This is a genomic window from Sphingopyxis sp. YR583, from assembly GCF_900108295.1.
Classification (GTDB): Bacteria; Pseudomonadota; Alphaproteobacteria; order Sphingomonadales; family Sphingomonadaceae; genus Sphingopyxis.
The window spans coordinates 299502-317077 of record NZ_FNWK01000002.1; the positions used below are offsets into that span (position 1 = coordinate 299502).

At 63.8% G+C, this 17576-nt stretch carries 16 protein-coding genes and 1 tRNA gene; 11 read left to right on the forward strand and 6 right to left on the reverse strand.

Annotation, left to right across the window (positions count from 1 at the left end; translation table 11 throughout):
• The first annotated feature begins 85 nt into the window (after positions 1 to 85).
• A complete protein-coding gene (locus tag BLW56_RS13395) occupies positions 86 to 1168 on the forward strand; it encodes a flavin reductase (protein WP_093511190.1) in 1083 nt (360 codons plus the stop codon).
• Here BLW56_RS13395 and BLW56_RS13400 read toward each other — a convergent pair.
• Positions 1169 to 1258: transfer RNA gene (locus tag BLW56_RS13400), tRNA-Ser, on the reverse strand.
• 212 nt (positions 1259 to 1470) lie between these two features.
• Between BLW56_RS13400 and BLW56_RS13405 the strand changes: the two genes are divergently transcribed.
• The 10 genes from BLW56_RS13405 to mazG all read left to right on the forward strand — a co-directional run bounded on the left by BLW56_RS13405 (position 1471) and on the right by mazG (position 10457).
• On the forward strand, positions 1471 to 2466 hold the full coding sequence (locus BLW56_RS13405; protein ID WP_256203498.1) for a lytic murein transglycosylase: 996 nt from the start codon (positions 1471 to 1473) through the stop codon (positions 2464 to 2466).
• A 25-nt stretch (positions 2467 to 2491) separates the two neighbouring features.
• A complete protein-coding gene (locus BLW56_RS13410; protein WP_256203463.1) occupies positions 2492 to 3436 on the forward strand; it encodes a septal ring lytic transglycosylase RlpA family protein in 945 nt (314 codons plus the stop codon).
• Between the two features lie 11 nt (positions 3437 to 3447).
• Entirely contained in the window at positions 3448 to 4674 is a 1227-nt protein-coding gene (locus tag BLW56_RS13415; protein WP_143043465.1) for a D-alanyl-D-alanine carboxypeptidase family protein, read from the forward strand.
• A complete protein-coding gene (tmk, locus tag BLW56_RS13420; protein WP_093511193.1) occupies positions 4671 to 5288 on the forward strand; it encodes a dTMP kinase in 618 nt (205 codons plus the stop codon). Before BLW56_RS13415 ends, tmk begins: the two co-directional genes overlap by 4 nt.
• The gene (locus BLW56_RS13425) at positions 5279 to 6268 is read left to right on the forward strand and encodes a DNA polymerase III subunit delta' (RefSeq protein ID WP_256203464.1); all 990 of its coding nucleotides are present in this window, start codon (positions 5279 to 5281) and stop codon (positions 6266 to 6268) included. The genes tmk and BLW56_RS13425 overlap by 10 nt, the downstream gene beginning before the upstream one ends.
• Before the next feature lie 38 nt (positions 6269 to 6306).
• Positions 6307 to 7890: a methionine--tRNA ligase gene (metG, locus tag BLW56_RS13430; protein WP_093511195.1), complete on the forward strand. Its 1584-nt coding sequence runs from the start codon at positions 6307 to 6309 to the stop codon at positions 7888 to 7890.
• Positions 7890 to 8666, forward strand: a complete 777-nt coding sequence (locus tag BLW56_RS13435; protein ID WP_093511196.1) for a TatD family hydrolase — start codon at positions 7890 to 7892, stop codon at positions 8664 to 8666. The genes metG and BLW56_RS13435 overlap by 1 nt, the downstream gene beginning before the upstream one ends.
• Before the next feature lie 13 nt (positions 8667 to 8679).
• The gene (locus tag BLW56_RS13440) at positions 8680 to 9444 is read left to right on the forward strand and encodes an MBL fold metallo-hydrolase (protein ID WP_093511197.1); all 765 of its coding nucleotides are present in this window, start codon (positions 8680 to 8682) and stop codon (positions 9442 to 9444) included.
• Positions 9441 to 9617, forward strand: coding sequence for a hypothetical protein (locus BLW56_RS20655; protein WP_177175967.1), 177 nt, complete (start codon positions 9441 to 9443; stop codon positions 9615 to 9617). Before BLW56_RS13440 ends, BLW56_RS20655 begins: the two co-directional genes overlap by 4 nt.
• Positions 9618 to 9683: 66 nt before the next feature.
• Positions 9684 to 10457, forward strand: coding sequence for a nucleoside triphosphate pyrophosphohydrolase (gene mazG / locus BLW56_RS13445; RefSeq protein ID WP_093511198.1), 774 nt, complete (start codon positions 9684 to 9686; stop codon positions 10455 to 10457).
• Here mazG and hflX read toward each other — a convergent pair.
• The 5 genes from hflX to BLW56_RS13470 all read right to left on the reverse strand — a co-directional run bounded on the left by hflX (position 10435) and on the right by BLW56_RS13470 (position 17574).
• A complete protein-coding gene (gene hflX, locus BLW56_RS13450) occupies positions 10435 to 11724 on the reverse strand; it encodes a GTPase HflX (protein WP_371262240.1) in 1290 nt (429 codons plus the stop codon). The genes mazG and hflX overlap by 23 nt on opposite strands.
• A gap of 59 nt (positions 11725 to 11783) precedes the next feature.
• The gene (gene hfq, locus BLW56_RS13455) at positions 11784 to 12284 is read right to left on the reverse strand and encodes an RNA chaperone Hfq (RefSeq protein WP_093511200.1); all 501 of its coding nucleotides are present in this window, start codon (positions 12282 to 12284) and stop codon (positions 11784 to 11786) included.
• 117 nt (positions 12285 to 12401) lie between these two features.
• A complete protein-coding gene (locus tag BLW56_RS13460) occupies positions 12402 to 13781 on the reverse strand; it encodes a nitrogen assimilation response regulator NtrX (protein ID WP_093511201.1) in 1380 nt (459 codons plus the stop codon).
• Positions 13771 to 16062: a sensor histidine kinase gene (locus BLW56_RS13465; RefSeq protein ID WP_256203465.1), complete on the reverse strand. Its 2292-nt coding sequence runs from the start codon at positions 16060 to 16062 to the stop codon at positions 13771 to 13773. Before BLW56_RS13465 ends, BLW56_RS13460 begins: the two co-directional genes overlap by 11 nt.
• Before the next feature lie 93 nt (positions 16063 to 16155).
• Entirely contained in the window at positions 16156 to 17574 is a 1419-nt protein-coding gene (locus BLW56_RS13470; RefSeq protein ID WP_093511597.1) for a sigma-54-dependent transcriptional regulator, read from the reverse strand.
• Positions 17575 to 17576 lie beyond the last annotated feature (2 nt).

Sequence of the window (17576 nt, forward strand, 5' to 3'; positions counted from 1 at the left end):
CGGCTTTCGATATGGTCCGATTCATCGCAATTCGGTCACATCGAACGCCGTCGGCGCCAGCTCGCCGGCGCGGCAAGGGGGATTTTTGAGCCTCATCGAATATAAGGGTTTCGGCGGCGTTCCGCTGTCGGCCGACATGCTCGGCGACGAAAACGACCCGCCGGTCCTTCTGATCCCCGAAATCGGCCAAAGCCGGGCGGCTTGGCGCGACGTCGCCGAGGCGCTGGTGCTGTCGGGCCGTCGCGTCGTCAATCTCGACCTGCGGGATGCGGATCAGCTTGCGCCGCATATCGAGGATCTGCGCGCGGTGCTCGCGCAAATGGGCTCGCGCCCGGTGGTCGTCGCCGCTGGCAACGGCGGATGGATTGCAACACGCGCGCTGGCGATCGACGGCACGCATCTTGCGGCCGGACTGGTCCTCGTCGACATGCCGGTCGATGAAGAGGCCATCGCCGATGGCCTCGCCGCCCGATTGGCCCTGCCGGCGCTCGTCGTACGCGGTGGCTTTTCGCCGGCGCAATCGGGAACGGCCAGCGACGCATTCAACGCCGCGCTGCCGATCGGTCAGATTGCCGATATCAACGAATGCGACCTCGAGCTGGCATCGGACCGAAAGGAAGCCTTGCTCGGCCAGCTTCTCGAATTTCTGGAGCTGCGCCAGCCGCGCGATGCGATGGAGTTCAAGGCGGGATCGGACCCGCGCACGCTCCGCGACGCGATGGGCTGCTTCGCGACCGGCATCACGATCGTCACCGCACTCGACGCTGCGGGAAGCCCCGTCGGCCTCACCGCAAACAGCTTCACCTCGGTCTCGCTCGACCCGCCGCTTTTGCTCGTGTGCATCGCCAATACGGCCGGAACCGCGCCCGCCCTGCGTGAAGCAGGGCATTTCGGCGTGAATGTCCTGCAGATCGGCCAGCAGCCGACATCGAACCGCTTCGCCGCAAAGGGCGAGGACCGCTTCGCCAATCAGCCGTGGGCCCCAGGACAGACCGGCGTGCCGCTGCTCGGCAGTTCGCTCGTCTCGTTCGAGTGCGAGCGCGAATCGCTGCACGAAGCGGGCGATCATTTCATCCTCATCGGCCGCGTCGTGCGCGCGCAGTTCGAACCGCATCGCGATCCGTTGCTCTATTTTCGGGGGAAGTACCGGCGGCTGCATTTCGCCTGATGGCGGACAGGGTGGGATTCGAACCCACGGTGAGCTTGCACCCACGGCGGTTTTCAAGACCGCTGCCTTAAACCACTCGGCCACCTGTCCGCACGGCGCCGCCATAGCGCGTGATGACCTTGCGGCAAGCGAAACCTTACCGACTCGCCCCGTCGCGCGAATGAGTCGCTTTGTCCCGGCAAAGCCTAGCCAAGCGGCTCGCATCTGTGCGACACACGCCTTATGGTGGGGACATGATGCAAGCTATACGTTTCAGAATCGGACGCCTTTTCAACTTCGCGGCGGCTTTCCTGTCGGCCTGGATGCTCACAGCTTCGGCACCGCTCCACGCGCAGAGCGCCGACGGCAGCTTCGACAGCTATGTCCAGTCGCTGTGGCCGAAAGCGCAGTCACGCGGCGTATCGCGCACCACATTCGACCGCGTGACCGCCGGGCTGACGTATAATCCGCGCGTCGTCGCGCTCGATCGCGACAATCTGGGTAGTCCGCCGAACCCGAATACGCCGATTCCCGCATTCGCACCGTATAAGGCGAAGCATGTCGATGCCGCGCGCATCGGTGGCGGCCGCCGCGTCCACGACCGGCTGCTCCCTTTGCTGTCGCGTATCGAGGCGCGTACCGGCGTGCCGACCAGCATCATGATCGCCATTTACGGCCACGAAACCGCTTACGGCCAGGTCACGGGCAATTTCGACCTGCCCGAAGCGCTGGCGACGCTTGCCTATGAGGGCCGTCGTCGCACCTTGTTCGAGCCCGAACTCATCGCGACGATGGTGATGGTCGAACGCGGCGTGCCGCGTAGCGCGCTCAAAGGCAGTTGGGCCGGCGCGTTCGGCTATCCGCAATTCCTGCCGTCCGTCTATCTGCAGGTGGCCGAGGACGGCGACGGCGACGGCGTCGCGCGCATCTGGTCGAGCGAGGCAGATGCTATCGAATCGATCGGCGCCTATTTGCGCCGTGCCGGCTGGCGTGCAGGCCAGCCGTGGGGGGTGGCCGTGACGGTTCCCGCTGGCTTCAACCGCGGCGCGGTCGCGAACCGCCTGACCCCGACGCGCTGCCCGCGCGTTTTCGACCGCCACAGCCGCTGGCGCTCGATGTCCGAATGGCGCGCCGTGGGGATTCAGCCGGTCAATGGCCGCTGGCCCGATGGCAATGTTCAGGCGACATTGCTTGAACCTGACGGCCCCGGTCGGACAGCCTATTTGCTGACCGGTAACTATCGTGCGATATTGGACTATAATTGTTCTAATTTTTACGCATTGTCTGTGGGGTTGCTGGCGGATGAAATCGATCGTTAGAGGCGGGGGCCTGTTGGCCGGGGCGATGTTGATGCTCGCCGGCTGTGGGAGTGTTGGCGGCAAGCGCGAAGGCGGCCCGATCGCAAGTCCGACGCCGACGACCGCCGCGAACGGCGTTTCAGATGTCCCGGTCAAGCTCGGCGATCCCTATATGATCGGCGGCGTCACTTACACGCCCGCCGATATCCCCGATTATGACGACGTCGGCTATGCGAGCTGGTACGGCGAGGAACTTGGCGGCAAACCGACCGCCAATGGCGAGACGTTCGATCCTGCGGCGATCAGTGCGGCGCACAAGACGCTGCCGTTGCCAAGCTATGTCGAAGTCACCGCACTCGACACCGGTCGGACGATTCTCGTGCGCGTCAACGATCGTGGGCCGATGGCGAGCGACCGGCTGATCGACCTTTCGCGCGGCGCCGCCGAGCAGCTCGGCCTCACCGACGGCCTCTCCACCGTCCGCGTCCGCCGCACAAACCCACCCGCCGCCGAGCGCGCGCAGCTCCGCTCGGGCAAAGCTGTTCCCGAACGCATCGCCACCCCTGAATCGCTGCTGGCGATCCTGCGTAACAAGGCGAAGGCGCTGCCCACACCGAAATCAGCAATCGCGCCCGTCACGGCGCAGCCCGCCGCGCCGGTCGCGTCAGGCACCGCGAAGCCGGGCGACGACCGATTTGTCGTTGAGGGCCCTGAGACGACCAAGGCGGCGCCCAAACCCGCCGCCGCGAAGCCTACTGCCCCCGCAAAGCCCGCGCCTGCTGCCGGGGCCTATGTGATTCAGGTCGGTGCTTTCAGCACCGAAAGCCGTGCCAGTGCCGCTGCGAAATCGGTTGGAGGGCATGTCACGAAGGCTGGAAATTTGTGGAGAGTCCGTGTCGGCCCCTTTGCCAGTGACGCTGAAGCGCGTGGCGCGCTCGGCAGCGTAAAGGCCAAGGGCTTTCGCGACGCAGTCGTCCAGCGCGATCGCTGACGACCGGGCGCGTGAGGACGTCGGTATCCATCCTTGCAAAGAGCGGCGCTGCGGCGCTGGCGATGTGCGCTCTGACATTGGCTTTTCCGGCGGCATCGGCGGGCGATGCCCGACCAAAATCCGCGCCGGTCAGCCGTCCACTTTACGTCACCCAAGCGCCGATCGTGATGCTCAAGGATCTCGATTCGGGCGCCATTCTCTTCTCGCGCGGCGCCGACAAACGTTTCGCACCGGCCTCGATGGCCAAGGTGATGACCGCCTATGTCGTGCTCGACCTGATCCGGAAGGGCGAGCTGTCGCGTGACAAGCAGTTCACCGTCAGCGAAGCGACCTGGAAGAAGTGGAACGGCAGCACCGGCGGCTCGACGATGTTCCTCCGCCCGAACGAAAAGGTTTCGGTCGACGAGTTGCTGAAGGGACTGATTACCGTTTCGGGCAATGATGCCGCCGCAGTGCTCGCGGTCGGGATCGACGGAAGCGAAGACGCATTCGTCAAGCGAATGAATGCAGTAGCGGCCAAAATCGGGATGGCGTCGAGCCGGTTCGGGACGCCGAGTGGCTGGCCCGACGGTGGCATCACCAAGGTAAGCGCCGCCGACTTGATCACGCTTGCCGACCGATTGATTCGCGATCACCCCGATGGCTACAGCCGCTATTTCTCATTGCCGAAACTCCAGCACGGCAAATCGCCCGACGGGAAACCGATCGTCCAGCCGAACCGCAACCCCATTCTCGGGCGCTTCGCGGGGGCCGACGGGTTGAAAACGGGTCACACCGCCGAGGCCGGTTATTGCTTCCTCGGCTCGGCAAAACGAAACGGGCGCCGTCTCATCATGGTCGTGGCGGGCATGAGCAGCGAAAAGGCTCGGCGCGACGAGGCTGAGCGGCTGATGAAATGGGGTTTCGACGAATGGGAGGGAAGGGAGCTTGTCCCCGCCGGCGCGAGTCTCGGTCACATCGACGTCAAAAAGGGAGTGATTCCGGCGGTTCGCACCGAGGCCAGCATCGCCGTGCGGATGACGGTTCCCAAGGGCTATAGCGGCGGCTATCGCGCGGTCATGCGTTCCCAGACTCCACTTGTCGCGCCCGTCACACGCGGGACGCCGGTTGCCGAACTCGTCGTCACACCCGATGGTCTGCCCCCGCAAACGACGCCGCTGATCGCCGCCGCCGACGTGGACGAGGGTGGCTGGTGGGCGCGCGCGCGGACGGGATTCTACCGGCTGACCGGGCTGTGACCGGGCGCTTCATCACGCTCGAAGGCGGCGAGGGCGTCGGAAAATCGACCCAGATCCGCGCTCTTGCCGATGCGTTGGCGGCGCGCGGTATCGAGGCCGTCGCGACGCGCGAGCCCGGCGGCAGCGCCGGAGCCGAAGCGATCCGCGCCCTGCTCATGGAAGGAAGCGACGACCGCTGGGATGCGCGCAGCGAAGCGTTGCTGTTCGCCGCAGCGCGCGCCGACCATGTCGCACGCACCATCCGCCCGGCGCTCGATCGCGGCGCATGGGTGCTCTGCGACCGTTTCGTCGATTCGAGCCGTGCCTATCAGGGCGGCGGCGGCGGGATCACCGACGCCGACCTCCTGACACTGCACGGTTTCGGCTCGATGGGCTTGTTGCCCGACCGCACTTTCCTGCTCACCGTCAGCGCCGACGAAGCCGCGCGGCGGCTGACCGAACGCGGCGGCAGCGACCGGATGGGCAACAAGCCCGCGGACTATCAGGCACGGCTCGCCGCGCGTTTTGTCGAGATGGCCGAGGCCGAGCCGGCGCGATGGCGGATCGTCGATGCCGACGCTGTTGCGGCGGACGTCACCGAAGCCATCCTCGCCGACCTCGCGGAATGGCTATGATGATCGGCCATCAGGACGCCGAGAAGGCCTTTCTTGAGGCGTGGCAGGGCGGCCGTCTTCATCACGCCTGGCTTCTCGCAGGGCCGCAGGGGATGGGAAAGGGCGCCTTTTCCGAGCGCGTCGCGCGTTTTCTGGTGACCCACGGACGGGCTGGTGACGGGCAGGCTGTGTTGCTCGACGACCGCGGGGACGACGCGGCGGCACGCCTTGTAGACGCGGGGAACCACCCCGAAATCCTTCGGCTCGCGCGGCAGCCGAAGGACAAGGCAAAGGAGCTCGCACGCAATATCACGATTGAACAGGTCCGGCAGATGATCCGCCGGCTGCATCTGTCGCTGTCGCTCGGCGAGTGGCGAGTCATCATCGTCGATGCGGTCGATGATCTGGAAACCGACGGTGCCAACGCGCTGCTCAAGACGCTCGAAGAACCACCCGCAAAGACCTTGTTCCTGCTCGTCAGCCATTCGCCGGGACGTCTGCTGCCGACAATCCGGTCGCGGTGCAGAATGATGCGTTTTCAACCGGTTGACCGTGACGCCATGACTGCGTGGCTGCGCGAGTTGCGGCCCATGCTCGACATTGCCGAGGTGCGGGCGATCGTCACTGCATCGGGCGGCGTGCCCGGCAAGGCGCTCGCGCTGATCGACAGCGATGTCGCGGCAATGGAAAAGAAGCTGCTCTCCATTGCGGCTGGTGGAGATCCCGGGAACCGGCTGCGCGAGGCGCTTGCCCGCGAAGTTGCCGGGACCAGCAATCGCGCCCGGCTCGAACTGGTCATCGACATCGTTCCGGGATTGTTGGCGCGACTGGCGCGCGAACGTCCGATTGCAGAGATTGCGCCCGTTCTTGCGCAATGGGACCGTATTCAACGCACCGTCCGCGACGCGATCCGCGGCTCTTACGACGGCGCGATGGTCGGGTTCGAAATCGGAAACTGCCTTGCCGAATTGGCGCCGCGAGAGGCGCCGGCGCAACGCTGACGCTTTCCCTTACGCGCACCAGCGGCTAAGGCGCGCGCATGTCCGAAAACAAAGCCCCCTTCTACATCACCACCGCGATCAGCTATCCCAATGGCCGCCCGCATATCGGTCACGCCTATGAAGCGATTGCGACAGACGTCATGGCGCGTTTCCAGCGCGCGCGCGGCCGCGACGTGCGGCTGACGACCGGCACTGACGAACATGGCCTGAAAATGTATCAGACGGCGCGCGACCAAGGGCGGCCGACGATCGACCTTGCCGATGAAATGTCGGGATATTTCCGTGACATGTACGCCAGGCTGAATATCAGCTTCGATCACTTCATGCGCACATCCGATCCGGCGCACCATGCGGCGTCGCAGGCGCTATGGCGCGCGATGGAGGCCAATGGCGATCTCTATCTCGACCGCTACGAAGGATGGTATTCGGTGCGCGACGAGGCCTTTTACGACGAAAGCGAACTCGTCGAAGGGGGAGGGAATGCCAAGCTCTCTCCGCAGGGCACGCCGGTCGAATGGACCGTCGAGGAAAGCTGGTTCTTCCGCTTGTCGAACTATCAGGACAAGCTCCTTGCGCTCTACAACGACAATCCCGATTTCATCCGCCCCGAAAGTCGTCGCAACGAGGTGCTGCGCTTCGTCGAGGGCGGGCTCAAGGATCTCAGCGTTTCGCGCACCAGCTTCGACTGGGGCGTGTCCGTGCCGGGCTCGCCGGGCCATGTGATGTATGTCTGGGTCGATGCGCTCAATACCTATATGTCCGCGCTCGGCTTCCCCGATCGCGAGGGAGAGTGGGGTAAGTTCTGGCCCGCCGATATCCATATGATCGGCAAGGATATCGTTCGTTTTCATACCGTTTACTGGCCGGCTTTCCTGATGAGCGCGAACCTGCCGCTCCCAAGACAGGTGTTCGGCCACGGCTTCTTGCTCAACCGCGGCGAGAAGATGTCGAAATCGCTCGGCAATGTGGTCGACCCGATGGAGCTCGCCGAACGTTTCGGCGTCGATGCCCTGCGCTATTATCTCCTCCGTGAAGTCAGCTTCGGTCAGGACGGCAGCTATTCGGCCGAAGCGATCGTGCGCACGGCAAATGCAGACCTCGCCAACAGTTTCGGTAATCTCGCGCAGCGCAGCTTGTCCATGATTTTCAAGAATTTGGACGGCAAGATTTCGGCGGACTATTCACCCGCGCAGGACGATGCCGACCTGCTCGCCGATCTGACTGCGATGGCGACCGAGCGCCTGCCGCGCGAATTCGAGCAACTCGCCTTTTCGGTGGGCATCGAGGACTGGATTCGCGCCGTCTTCGCCTGCAACCAATATGTCGACACGCAGGCGCCCTGGGCGCTGCGCAAGACCGATCCCGAACGGATGCGCGCGGTGCTGATGACGCTGTTCCAGGCGGTACGAATGCTGGCGATTGCAATCCGTCCGGTGGTGCCGGCGGCGGCGGACACATTGCTCGATCAGATGGGCATTGCCGAAGATGCGCGCGATTTCGCTGCGCTTGCCGACGAGAACTGGTTCGCGAAACTCGCGGCCAGCGGCTTTATAGTCGGCCAGCCCGTCCCGATCTTCCCCCGCCTCGAACTCCCCGAGGGGGAAGGGGACGGAGAAGCCTGATGCTCGTCGATTCGCACTGCCACCTCAATTACAAGGGGCTTGCCGAGAAGCAAGGCGAGGTGCTGGCGCGCGCGCGAGCGAAAGGCGTCACCGCGATGCTCAACATCGCGACACGCGAAAGCGAGTGGGACGACGTGCTCGCCGCAGCCGAAGCCAATGACGATGTATGGGCGAGTGTCGGCATCCATCCGCACGACGCCGACAACCATCCCGATGTCGATACGGCGAAGCTCGTCGAGCGTGCCGAACATCCGCGTGTGATCGGCATCGGTGAGACCGGGCTCGACTATTATTACGACAAAAGCGACCGCGTGCGGCAGCAGGACAGCTTTCGTCGTCACATCCACGCATCGCAGGCCACCGGATTGCCGATCATCGTCCACACGCGCGACGCGGAGGAAGACACGCTGGCGCTGCTTGGCGAGGAGATGGGAAGGGCGGTCTTCCCGGGCGTGATCCACTGCTTCACCGCAAGCGACGATTTCGCGCGCAAGGCGCTCGACCTCGGCCTGTTCATCTCGATCTCGGGCATCGTGACCTTCAAGAACGCCGCCGATCTGCAGGCAACCGCCAAATGGCTGCCGCAAGACCGTCTGCTGATCGAAACCGATTCGCCCTTCCTTGCCCCCGTCCCGCACCGCGGCAAGACCGGTGAGCCGGCTTTTGTCGCCGATACGCTCACGTTCCTTGCCGAACTGCGCGGCGACGACCAGGATGCGCTGGCGGCGGCGACAAGTGCCAATTTCTATGCGCTGTTCAACAAGGCGACAGCATGACATCACGCACATCATGAAGCTCAGAATACTTGGTTGCGGCACGTCGTCGGGCGTTCCGCGGATCGGCAACGACTGGGGGCAGTGCGATCCCGACAATCCGCGCAATCTGCGCAGCCGTGCCTCCATCATGATATCGCTTGGCGGTTTTCGTATTGTCGTCGATACCAGCCCGGACATGCGGCTCCAGTTGCTCGATGCCGGCGTTGGCGAACTCGACGCCGTCATCTGGACGCACGAACACGCAGACCACACGCACGGGCTCGACGATCTGCGTCAGGTCATGCACCTGCGGCGCTCGGCGGTCCCGGTCTATGCGCGTGACCATGTTCTCGACATCCTCAAATGGCGCTTCACCTATGCCTTTGCGGGAAATGCCGGTTATCCTGCCTCAGTCGACCCGATCGATCTGCACGACCATCAATCGATTGGCCCGATCGAGGTATCGGCGATCGAAATGCCGCACGGCCCAATCAAGGCGACCGGCCTGATCTTCAGCGACGGTGCGCACAGAATCGCCTATGCGACTGATTTTTCGAAATTCACTGACGAGATGGTCGAGTTCTTCCAAGGCGTCGACCTGTTTGTGATCGATGCGCTGCGCCGCTATCCGCATCCGACGCATCCGCATCTGGCGATGACGCTCGAAGGGCTCGCCAAGGTCGGCAATCCGCGTGCGATCATCACGCATATGGACAATACGATGGATTATGACGACCTTGCGGCAGAATTGCCGCCGGGCGTCGAGCCCGGGTATGACGGATTGGAGGTGCAGCTATGAGCGGTGACACGACCGTCCAGATCCTGTGGTTCGCCGGCGCGTTCACGCTGGTGCTGAGCTCGCTGCTCGCGCGGCGCTTGCCAATGGCCGACTGGATCAAGATGGCGCTGGCATGGGTAGCGATCTTTGGGTTGGTGTTTCTGGTGATCCGCACGTGGCAGGCGGTGACCTGAAGCCAAGGTCTCCTCACTCCTACCTTATTAAATTTAACATAATACATATTATCGGATAATAATGATATGGCCGAAGCCGCAACGCTGCCCCCTATCGATCGCCTGCTCGCCATCATGCGGCAACTGCGCAATCCCGACGGCGGATGTGAATGGGATCTGGCGCAGAGCTTCGCGACGATTGCGCCTTATACGATCGAGGAAGCCTATGAGGTTTCCGACGCCATTGCCGGTGGCGATCCCGCAGCGATCTGCGACGAACTTGGCGATCTATTGCTGCAGGTCGTGTTCCACAGCCAGATCGCGACCGACGAAGGCCTGTTCGGCTTCGACGATGTCGCCGAGGCAATCAGCAACAAGATGGAACGCCGCCACCCGCACATCTTCGGCGATGGCACGACTGACGATGTCCGTCAGCAATGGGAGCAGATCAAGGCTGCCGAGCGATCGGCCGACGGCGCGGCGGGCGCGCTCGCCGGCGTCGCGTCGTCCTTTCCCGCATTGCTGCGCGCGCAAAAGCTGCAGGGCCGTGCTGCGCGCGTCGGTTTCGACTGGCCCGATACCGAGGGGCCGCTCGCCAAGATCGACGAAGAACTGGCCGAGGTCGCGCAGGCAACGAGCGATACAGAACGGCATGAGGAGGTCGGCGACCTGCTGTTCGCGGTCGTCAACTATGCTCGCAAGCTCGGAGTCGATGCCGAAGGTGCGCTTCGTGACGCCAATCTGAAATTCGGGCGGCGCTTCGCCGCCATGGAAGATCGCGCGGGCGGAAGCTTGGCTGGCCTATCGCTCGACGATCAGGAAGACCATTGGGTTGCGGTCAAGGCTGCGGAGCGTCCGTAGCCGGCCATAGGCGCTCAAATCGGGCACTATCGGCGGGATCGAGCCGGACGGTCAGCACATGCCCATCGTTCTGTGGCTCGTCGGCGAGAACCTCGCCGCGCGCGTGAAGCCACGCCGCCGCCTCGCCCTCGCCATAGCCCAGATAGATGCGCTGCACCTTGTGCTGCGCGGTCAATTGCGACGCCATCAGGACGCGCGCCGCCTCGACGCCCTCGCCCGTCACCGCCGAGATGACCGCGACGTCGGGCCGCCGCGCCGCCACCTCCTCGATCGCCGCGCGCCCGTCGGCGTCGGCCGTGTCGATCTTGTTCCAGATTTCGATCTGCGGAACCGCGGCAGGGGCATCGCCCTCCTCGTCGTCCTGCGGACCGTTAACGCCGAGCGAGTCCAATATGGCCCGCACATCGTCATATTGCGCCTCGCTGTCGGGATGAACGATGTCGCGGACATGGACGATCAGGTCCGCGGTCGTCACTTCCTCGAGCGTTGCGCGGAATGCGGCAACCAATTGCGTCGGCAGATCGGAAACGAAACCGACGGTGTCGGACAGGATCGCCTTTTCGATCCCCGGCAATCCGATTTCGCGCATAGTGGGGTCAAGCGTGGCGAAAAGCATATCTTCCGCCATGACGTCACTCCCCGTCAAGCGATTGAAGAATGTGGATTTTCCGGCGTTGGTATAGCCGACGAGCGCGACGACCGGCCACGGCGCGCGCTGGCGCTTCGATCGCTGGAGCTGGCGCGTACGCCGTGCATCATCGAGGCTCCGGCGGATGCGCGCCATGCGGTTGCGGATCATCCGCCTGTCGGCTTCGATCTGCGTTTCCCCGGGGCCGCCGAGAAAACCGAAACCGCCGCGCTGCCGCTCAAGGTGGGTCCAACTGCGCACGAGCCGCCCTGCCTGATAATCGAGATGCGCCAATTCGACCTGTAACCGCCCTTCGGCAGTCGCGGCGCGCTCTCCGAAAATTTCAAGGATCAGGCCGGTTCGGTCGATGACCTTGGTGCCAAAGGCGGTTTCCAGATTGCGTTGCTGGATCGGACTGAGCGCTGCATCGACGACGACAAGCTGGACACCCTTCGCGGCGATGTCGGGCGCGATCGCCTCGATCTGGCCGACGCCGAGTAGGGTCGCCGCGCGGGTCTGGCGCAGCCGCAGCGTATGAACCGCGACGACATCGAGCCCAATCGCAAGCGCCAGCCCCCTCGCCTCCTCGGCGCGGGCGTCGAGATCGCGGGCAAGCCGCTGGCTATGCCATTCGGGCACGACAATAAGCGCGGGGGCACCGCGCGTTACCTCGTCTTCATTGTCGGCTATCGGGTCGATCAGCCGTTGTCCGCTTCTGCGTCAGGCTCGCTGTCGGTCAGATTGATCGGCCCATTCGGCTGAACGGTCGAAATCGCGTGCTTGTAGACGAGCTGCACCTGCCGCTCGCGCTCGAGCAGCATGCAGAACAGGTCGAAGGCAACGATATCGCCCTGCAGCATCACGCCATTGACGAGGAACATCGTCACCGACTCGTCGGAACGGCGGACTGCGTTCAGAAACACGTCCTGCAGGGCCTTGCCCTTGCTCGCTGGCGCATCGCGCAAATTGTCGCCCAATAGCGCGAGATCGAAATCATGCGACGGCATCACCGTCGAGATCGCATGCTTGTAGACAAGTTGCGACTGTCCATCGCGGCGAAGAAGCAGCGAAAAGTTATCGAACCAGGTGATGATGCCCTGCAGCTTCACGCCCTTGACCAGAAACATGGTCACCGGGGTCTTGCTCTTGCGAAGGGCGTTTAGGAAAATATCCTGGAGATTCTGATTTTTATCGGACACATTTGCCTCCTGTTTTTGGCGGTATAACCGCGGGTATGGTACCGGTTTTCCGGATTTAAGACCTTCTTCGCACCCGCAATATGCGGCAAAGGGCCCCGAAGGTCTAGCGCAAAGCCGCTATCCCTCGCCTTCCGAACTCTCGGTAAGGCCCAAAAGTTTCAGTTTGCGGTGCAGCGCCGACCGTTCCATTCCGATGAAGGTCGCGGTGCGCGAGATATTGCCCGAAAAACGGTTGATCTGGATACGCAGATACTCGCGCTCGAAATTCTCCCGCGCCTCTTTCAGAGGGATCGCGGTGATCGATTCCGAATTGGGCAGGATATCGGCCCCGCCGCGCACCAGCTCGGCGGGCAGCATATCAGCATCTATGCGGTTCAACCGGTCGCTCGGCGCAAGGATCATCACACGCTCTATCACGTTACGCAGTTCGCGAACATTGCCCGGCCACTCATGTGCCTGGAGTGCCGCCATCGCTTCCGAGCTGATCTCGGGCGGCGGAACGCGGCGGTCGGCGGCGTAGCGGCGGATATAATGGTCGCAAAGGCTGGCGATATCGTCGCGACGCTCGCGCAGCGGCGGGATATGCACGGGCACGACATTCAGCCGGTAATAGAGATCCTCGCGAAACCGGTTTTCCGCGATTTCGGTCATCAGGTCGCGCGCGGATCCCGAAATGATGCGCACATCGACGCGGATCATCGTGCGGCCGCCTACGCGGGCAAAGCTTTGATCGGTCAGGACGCGCAGGATCTTGCCCTGCGTCGTCAGCGGCATGTCGGCGACCTCGTCGAGGAACAGCGTCCCCCCATGCGCCTGTTCGAGCAGTCCGACGCGGATCGAACCGTCCTCAGCTTCGGACCCGAACAACTCAGTCTCTACCGTTTCGGGGTCCATCCGTGCCGATGAAATGACGCGGAACGGTGCATTCTGGCGCCCGCTCCAGCCGTGCAGCACGCGCGCCGCGACCTCCTTGCCGACGCCGGGAGCGCCCGTGATCAGGACGCGGCTTCCCGTCCCCGCGACGCGCTTCAGCGTCGCGCGGACATTGTTGATAGCCGCACTCGTTCCGGTTAGCTCGTCCGACGGCCCGGCCTTTTCTCGCAGCTGCTCATATTCGAACTTGAGCCGCTCATTCTCGGTCGCGCGCGCGACGAGATGGAGCAGGCGCGATGCCTCGAACGGCTTTTCGATGAAATCGAACGCGCCGCGGCGGATGGCGGCGACCGCCGTATCGAGCCCGCCATGGCCCGAAATGACGATGATCGGCAGCGTCGGATCGAACGCCTTGATCGCCTCGACCAGTCCGAGCCCGTCAAGCCGCGAGCCCTGCAGCCAGACATCGATCAGCGCGAGCGACGGACGTCGCTGGCGGATCGCTTCGAGCGCGGAATCGCTGTCGGAGGCGGTGCGCGCCTCATAGCCTTCGTCTTCCATGACGCCGGCGACGAGGTCGCAAATGTCACGTTCGTCGTCGACGATCAAAATATCAAGCGCCATGATCTTCTCTGTCCTGCCGGTTCCGGATGCGTCCGGGAACCGATTCACTTTGCCCCATCCCCTGTTCGCCGCCCTTGCCGGCCAATGGCCTGAGCCGTTCGGGATGGAGCGTCAGGGTCACGCATGTCCCCTGCCCCGCCGGATTGTCCGAAAATTCGAGCTCGCCATAATGTTGCTCGACGATCTTCTTCACGATCGCGAGCCCCAGCCCGGTCCCGCCCTGCCGGGTCGTCATATAGGGTTCGGCGATCGCCTCGCGCGCCTCGGGCAGCCCGATGCCATCGTCGGACACCCGGATGACGAACTCGCCCTCCACGCCGACAGCAAGTTCGGCGGAGATGTAACCAGTGGCGACGGCATCGGAATTTTTATATTTCTCTTCAATTGCTTCGACTGCGTTTTTGACGATATTGGTGACTGCCTGCGACAGCAGTCGGCGGTCGCAAACGAGCGGCTCGATCTCGGCAGGCGTTTTGACGGCAAAGGCGATGTCGGGCTTTGCCACTTCGAACAGGAACACCGCCTGACGCACGATGTCGCGAACGTCCTCTACCCCGAAGGTCGGTTTCGGCATTCGGGCGAAGCTCGAAAATTCATCGACCATACGCCGCATGTCGTGCACCTGGCGGATTACCGTATCGGTCAGCTTCCGGAAGGTGGCGCTATCGCCCTCGACCTTGTCGCCGAACCGCCGCTGGAGCCGTTCGGCCGCGAGTTGAATCGGGGTCAGCGGATTCTTGATCTCATGCGCGATGCGCCGCGCGACGTCGGACCAGGCCGCACGGCGCTGATCGAGTAATTGCTGCGTGATATCCTCGAAGCTCAGGACAAAGCCGTCGCCCTGCGCCACGGCTTTTGCCGCGAGCGTCGCGGGTTCCGCGTCTTTGCGCGAGAGCTGGACGATGGCTTCGCGTTCGTCGCCGGTCAGCAAGCGCGCAAGTTCGGGCGCGACGTCGTCGAGCGGCTGGCCGGTCAGGCACTCGGCGGACTGGCAGATCAGCCGCTCGGCCGCGGCGTTGGCGAGCAGAATGCGGCGATCGGCGTCGACCGAAACGACAGCCGATGACACGCCGCTGAGCACGGCCTCGATAAAGCTGCGCCGCGCCTCGAGTTGCTCGTTCACGCTGACGAGCGCGCCGGTTTGCCCCTGCAATTGCTCGGTCATTCGGTTGAAGGCGCGGGTGAGTACCGAAATCTCGTCATCGCGCGCCGGCGGCGTGACCCGCACCGACAGGTCGCCTCCGGCGGCAGTCCGCGTTGCACCGATCAGCGTGCCGAGCGGGCGGACGATCCGGTCGGCCACGAGGATTGCCGCTATAACGGCGAGCGCGAGAAGCAGAAGCGACCCAAGATAGAGCGCGCCGTTGAATTGAAGCTGGAGCTGCTGCGAGCGTTCGAACAAGCCATTATAGTCGGCGAGAACTGCACTCGCGCGCGCGGACTGCTGAAAGCCCGGGACATTTGTATCGCGCGAAGCATAGACGTACGCGCGGCCCGTGCCGGGCAGCCGTGCAGCGGCTTCGATCCGGTTGGGCTGGCGAACGACGACGACATCCTCGCCCGCGTCGAGGCGGCCGACCATCGCGGAACTCAAACGGTTCTCAGCCGCCCTGTTGTCGGGATTGATCGCCGTGGCCGTCCGCGCCACGCCGTCCCTGCCGATCTCGATAATCGCCGACTCATTCAGGCTCCGAACGACGACCTGTTGCAGATAATAGTTGCTGAAGACCGGGCTATCGATCGGGACGAGGCTCAATTGCTTGCCGAGGTCGTTTGCCATGGCAAAGGTATTCGCACCGACTTGCCGCTGGTTTTCCTGGTAATAACCCTCGGCCAGATTGGCGGCGTTTTCGAACATGCCGCGCGAACGATCGGAGAACCAGAAATCGACACCGAACTGGAATAGAAGTGAAGCGAAGATCACCACGAGCAGGGTCGGCGCTGCGGCAATCAGCGAAAAAAGCGCAACAAGCCGGACGTGGAGGCGGCCGTTGCCGCCCGCCATCGAGCGCACCGCGCGTGCGCGCGCAACGCGGCTGCCGATAAGCACGATCAGAGCCATCGCTGGCACCAGATTGACGACCATGATCGCGGCGACGAGCGCCGGGGTCAGCAGCCGCTCGCTCTGCGCATCGCCGGTCACGAAGATATAGGTCGCGATGGCAACGCTGATGATCAGGGCGAGTGTATAATATTCGGGCGCCGCGAAACGCCAGAAGCCCGAGCGCATCACCTGGTCGTCCGAATCCGTGTGGGTAGCCAGAGGGGACGGGAGCGTCATTGTTGCTACGTTACGACAATCCTGTTGCATAGAAAACACACAAACTGCGCAACTGTCGCCCGATTGCGCCGATTGTCGGATAGCTCGCCCCGATCAGGGATGCGCGGGGTCGATATCGAGCTGACCGAGGCGCTTGCGCAGCGTATTGCGATTAATGCCAAGCCGCCGTGCGGCCTCGAGCTGGTTTCCGCGAACATCGCGCAGTATTCGCCGGAAAAGCGCCGCTTCGACGATCGCTTCGAGCTGTTCGTGGATATTTCCGTCGCTTGTTACATCTGCCATCTGCTCGCGCGCCCAGTCGTCGACCGCGCGGGCGATCAATGCCGCAGGCTCTACCACGCCCCCAGCCTCGGCATTGTCCTGCAGGACGGTTTCGACGTCTCGCACGGTCACGACGACGTCGCGCGACAGGACCGCGAGTCGCTGGACGACGTTGCCGAGTTCGCGGACGTTGCCCGGCCAGTCATACCGTTCGAGCCATTGCATCGCAGCGGGCGCGAACTGGCGATCGGGCAATCCCGAACCGCGTCCGGCCTCGACGAAATGTCGGACGAGCGCGGCGATGTCGCTGCGACGGTCGCGCAGCGGCGGAAGGGTCACCGGAATGACGTTGAGACGATAGAAGAGGTCTTCGCGGAAGCGCCCGTCGGCGACGAGCGTGCGCATGTCGCGATGCGTCGCTGCGATGACGCGCACATCGGCCCGAAGCGCCTGATTGCCGCCGACGGTCGAATATTCGTTGCTCTGAAGCACCCGCAGCAGGCGCGTCTGCGCTTCGAGCGGCATATCGCCGATTTCGTCGAGAAAAAGCGTACCACCCGCAGCTTGTTCGAAGCGGCCCGCGTTGCGGCTGTGCGCGCCGGTGAAGGCGCCTTTTTCGTGCCCGAACAGCTCGGCCTCGATCAATTCGCGCGGGATCGCGGCCATATTTATCGCAACGAACGGCCCGCCCCGGCGAAGGCCCGTCGCATGGACCGCGCGCGCGACGACCTCCTTGCCCGTTCCAGATTCGCCGAGGATCAGCACGGCAAGATCGTTCGACGCCAGCCGCGCGATCGTGCGGTACACCGCCTGCATCGCCGGCGCGCGGCCGACGAGACCGTGGCTGTCGGCCGGAACTGCAGCATCCCTCGCGGCGGGCTCCGCCCGCCGCTGCAATGCTGCGCGGACGCTCGCGGTCAGCTCGTCGAGATCGAACGGTTTGGGCAGATAATCATAACTGCCGATCCCCGTCGCGCGGACCGCGGTGTCGAGCGTATTCTGCGCCGACAGCACGATCACCGGCGTCGCGGAGTCGATACTCGAACGCGATAACGAATCGATGCCGTCGCCATCGGGCAGCACGACGTCGGTAATGACGAGGTCGGGGCGATTGCCCTCGAGCCAGGCGTTGCGCTCGGCGAGGCTCGCGACCGATGCGAAATGGGCGCATTCGCCGACGAGCGTTTCGCGGATGATCATCGCGATCGCGGGGTCGTCCTCGACCAGCAGGATCGTCTTGCCCTTGCTCACTT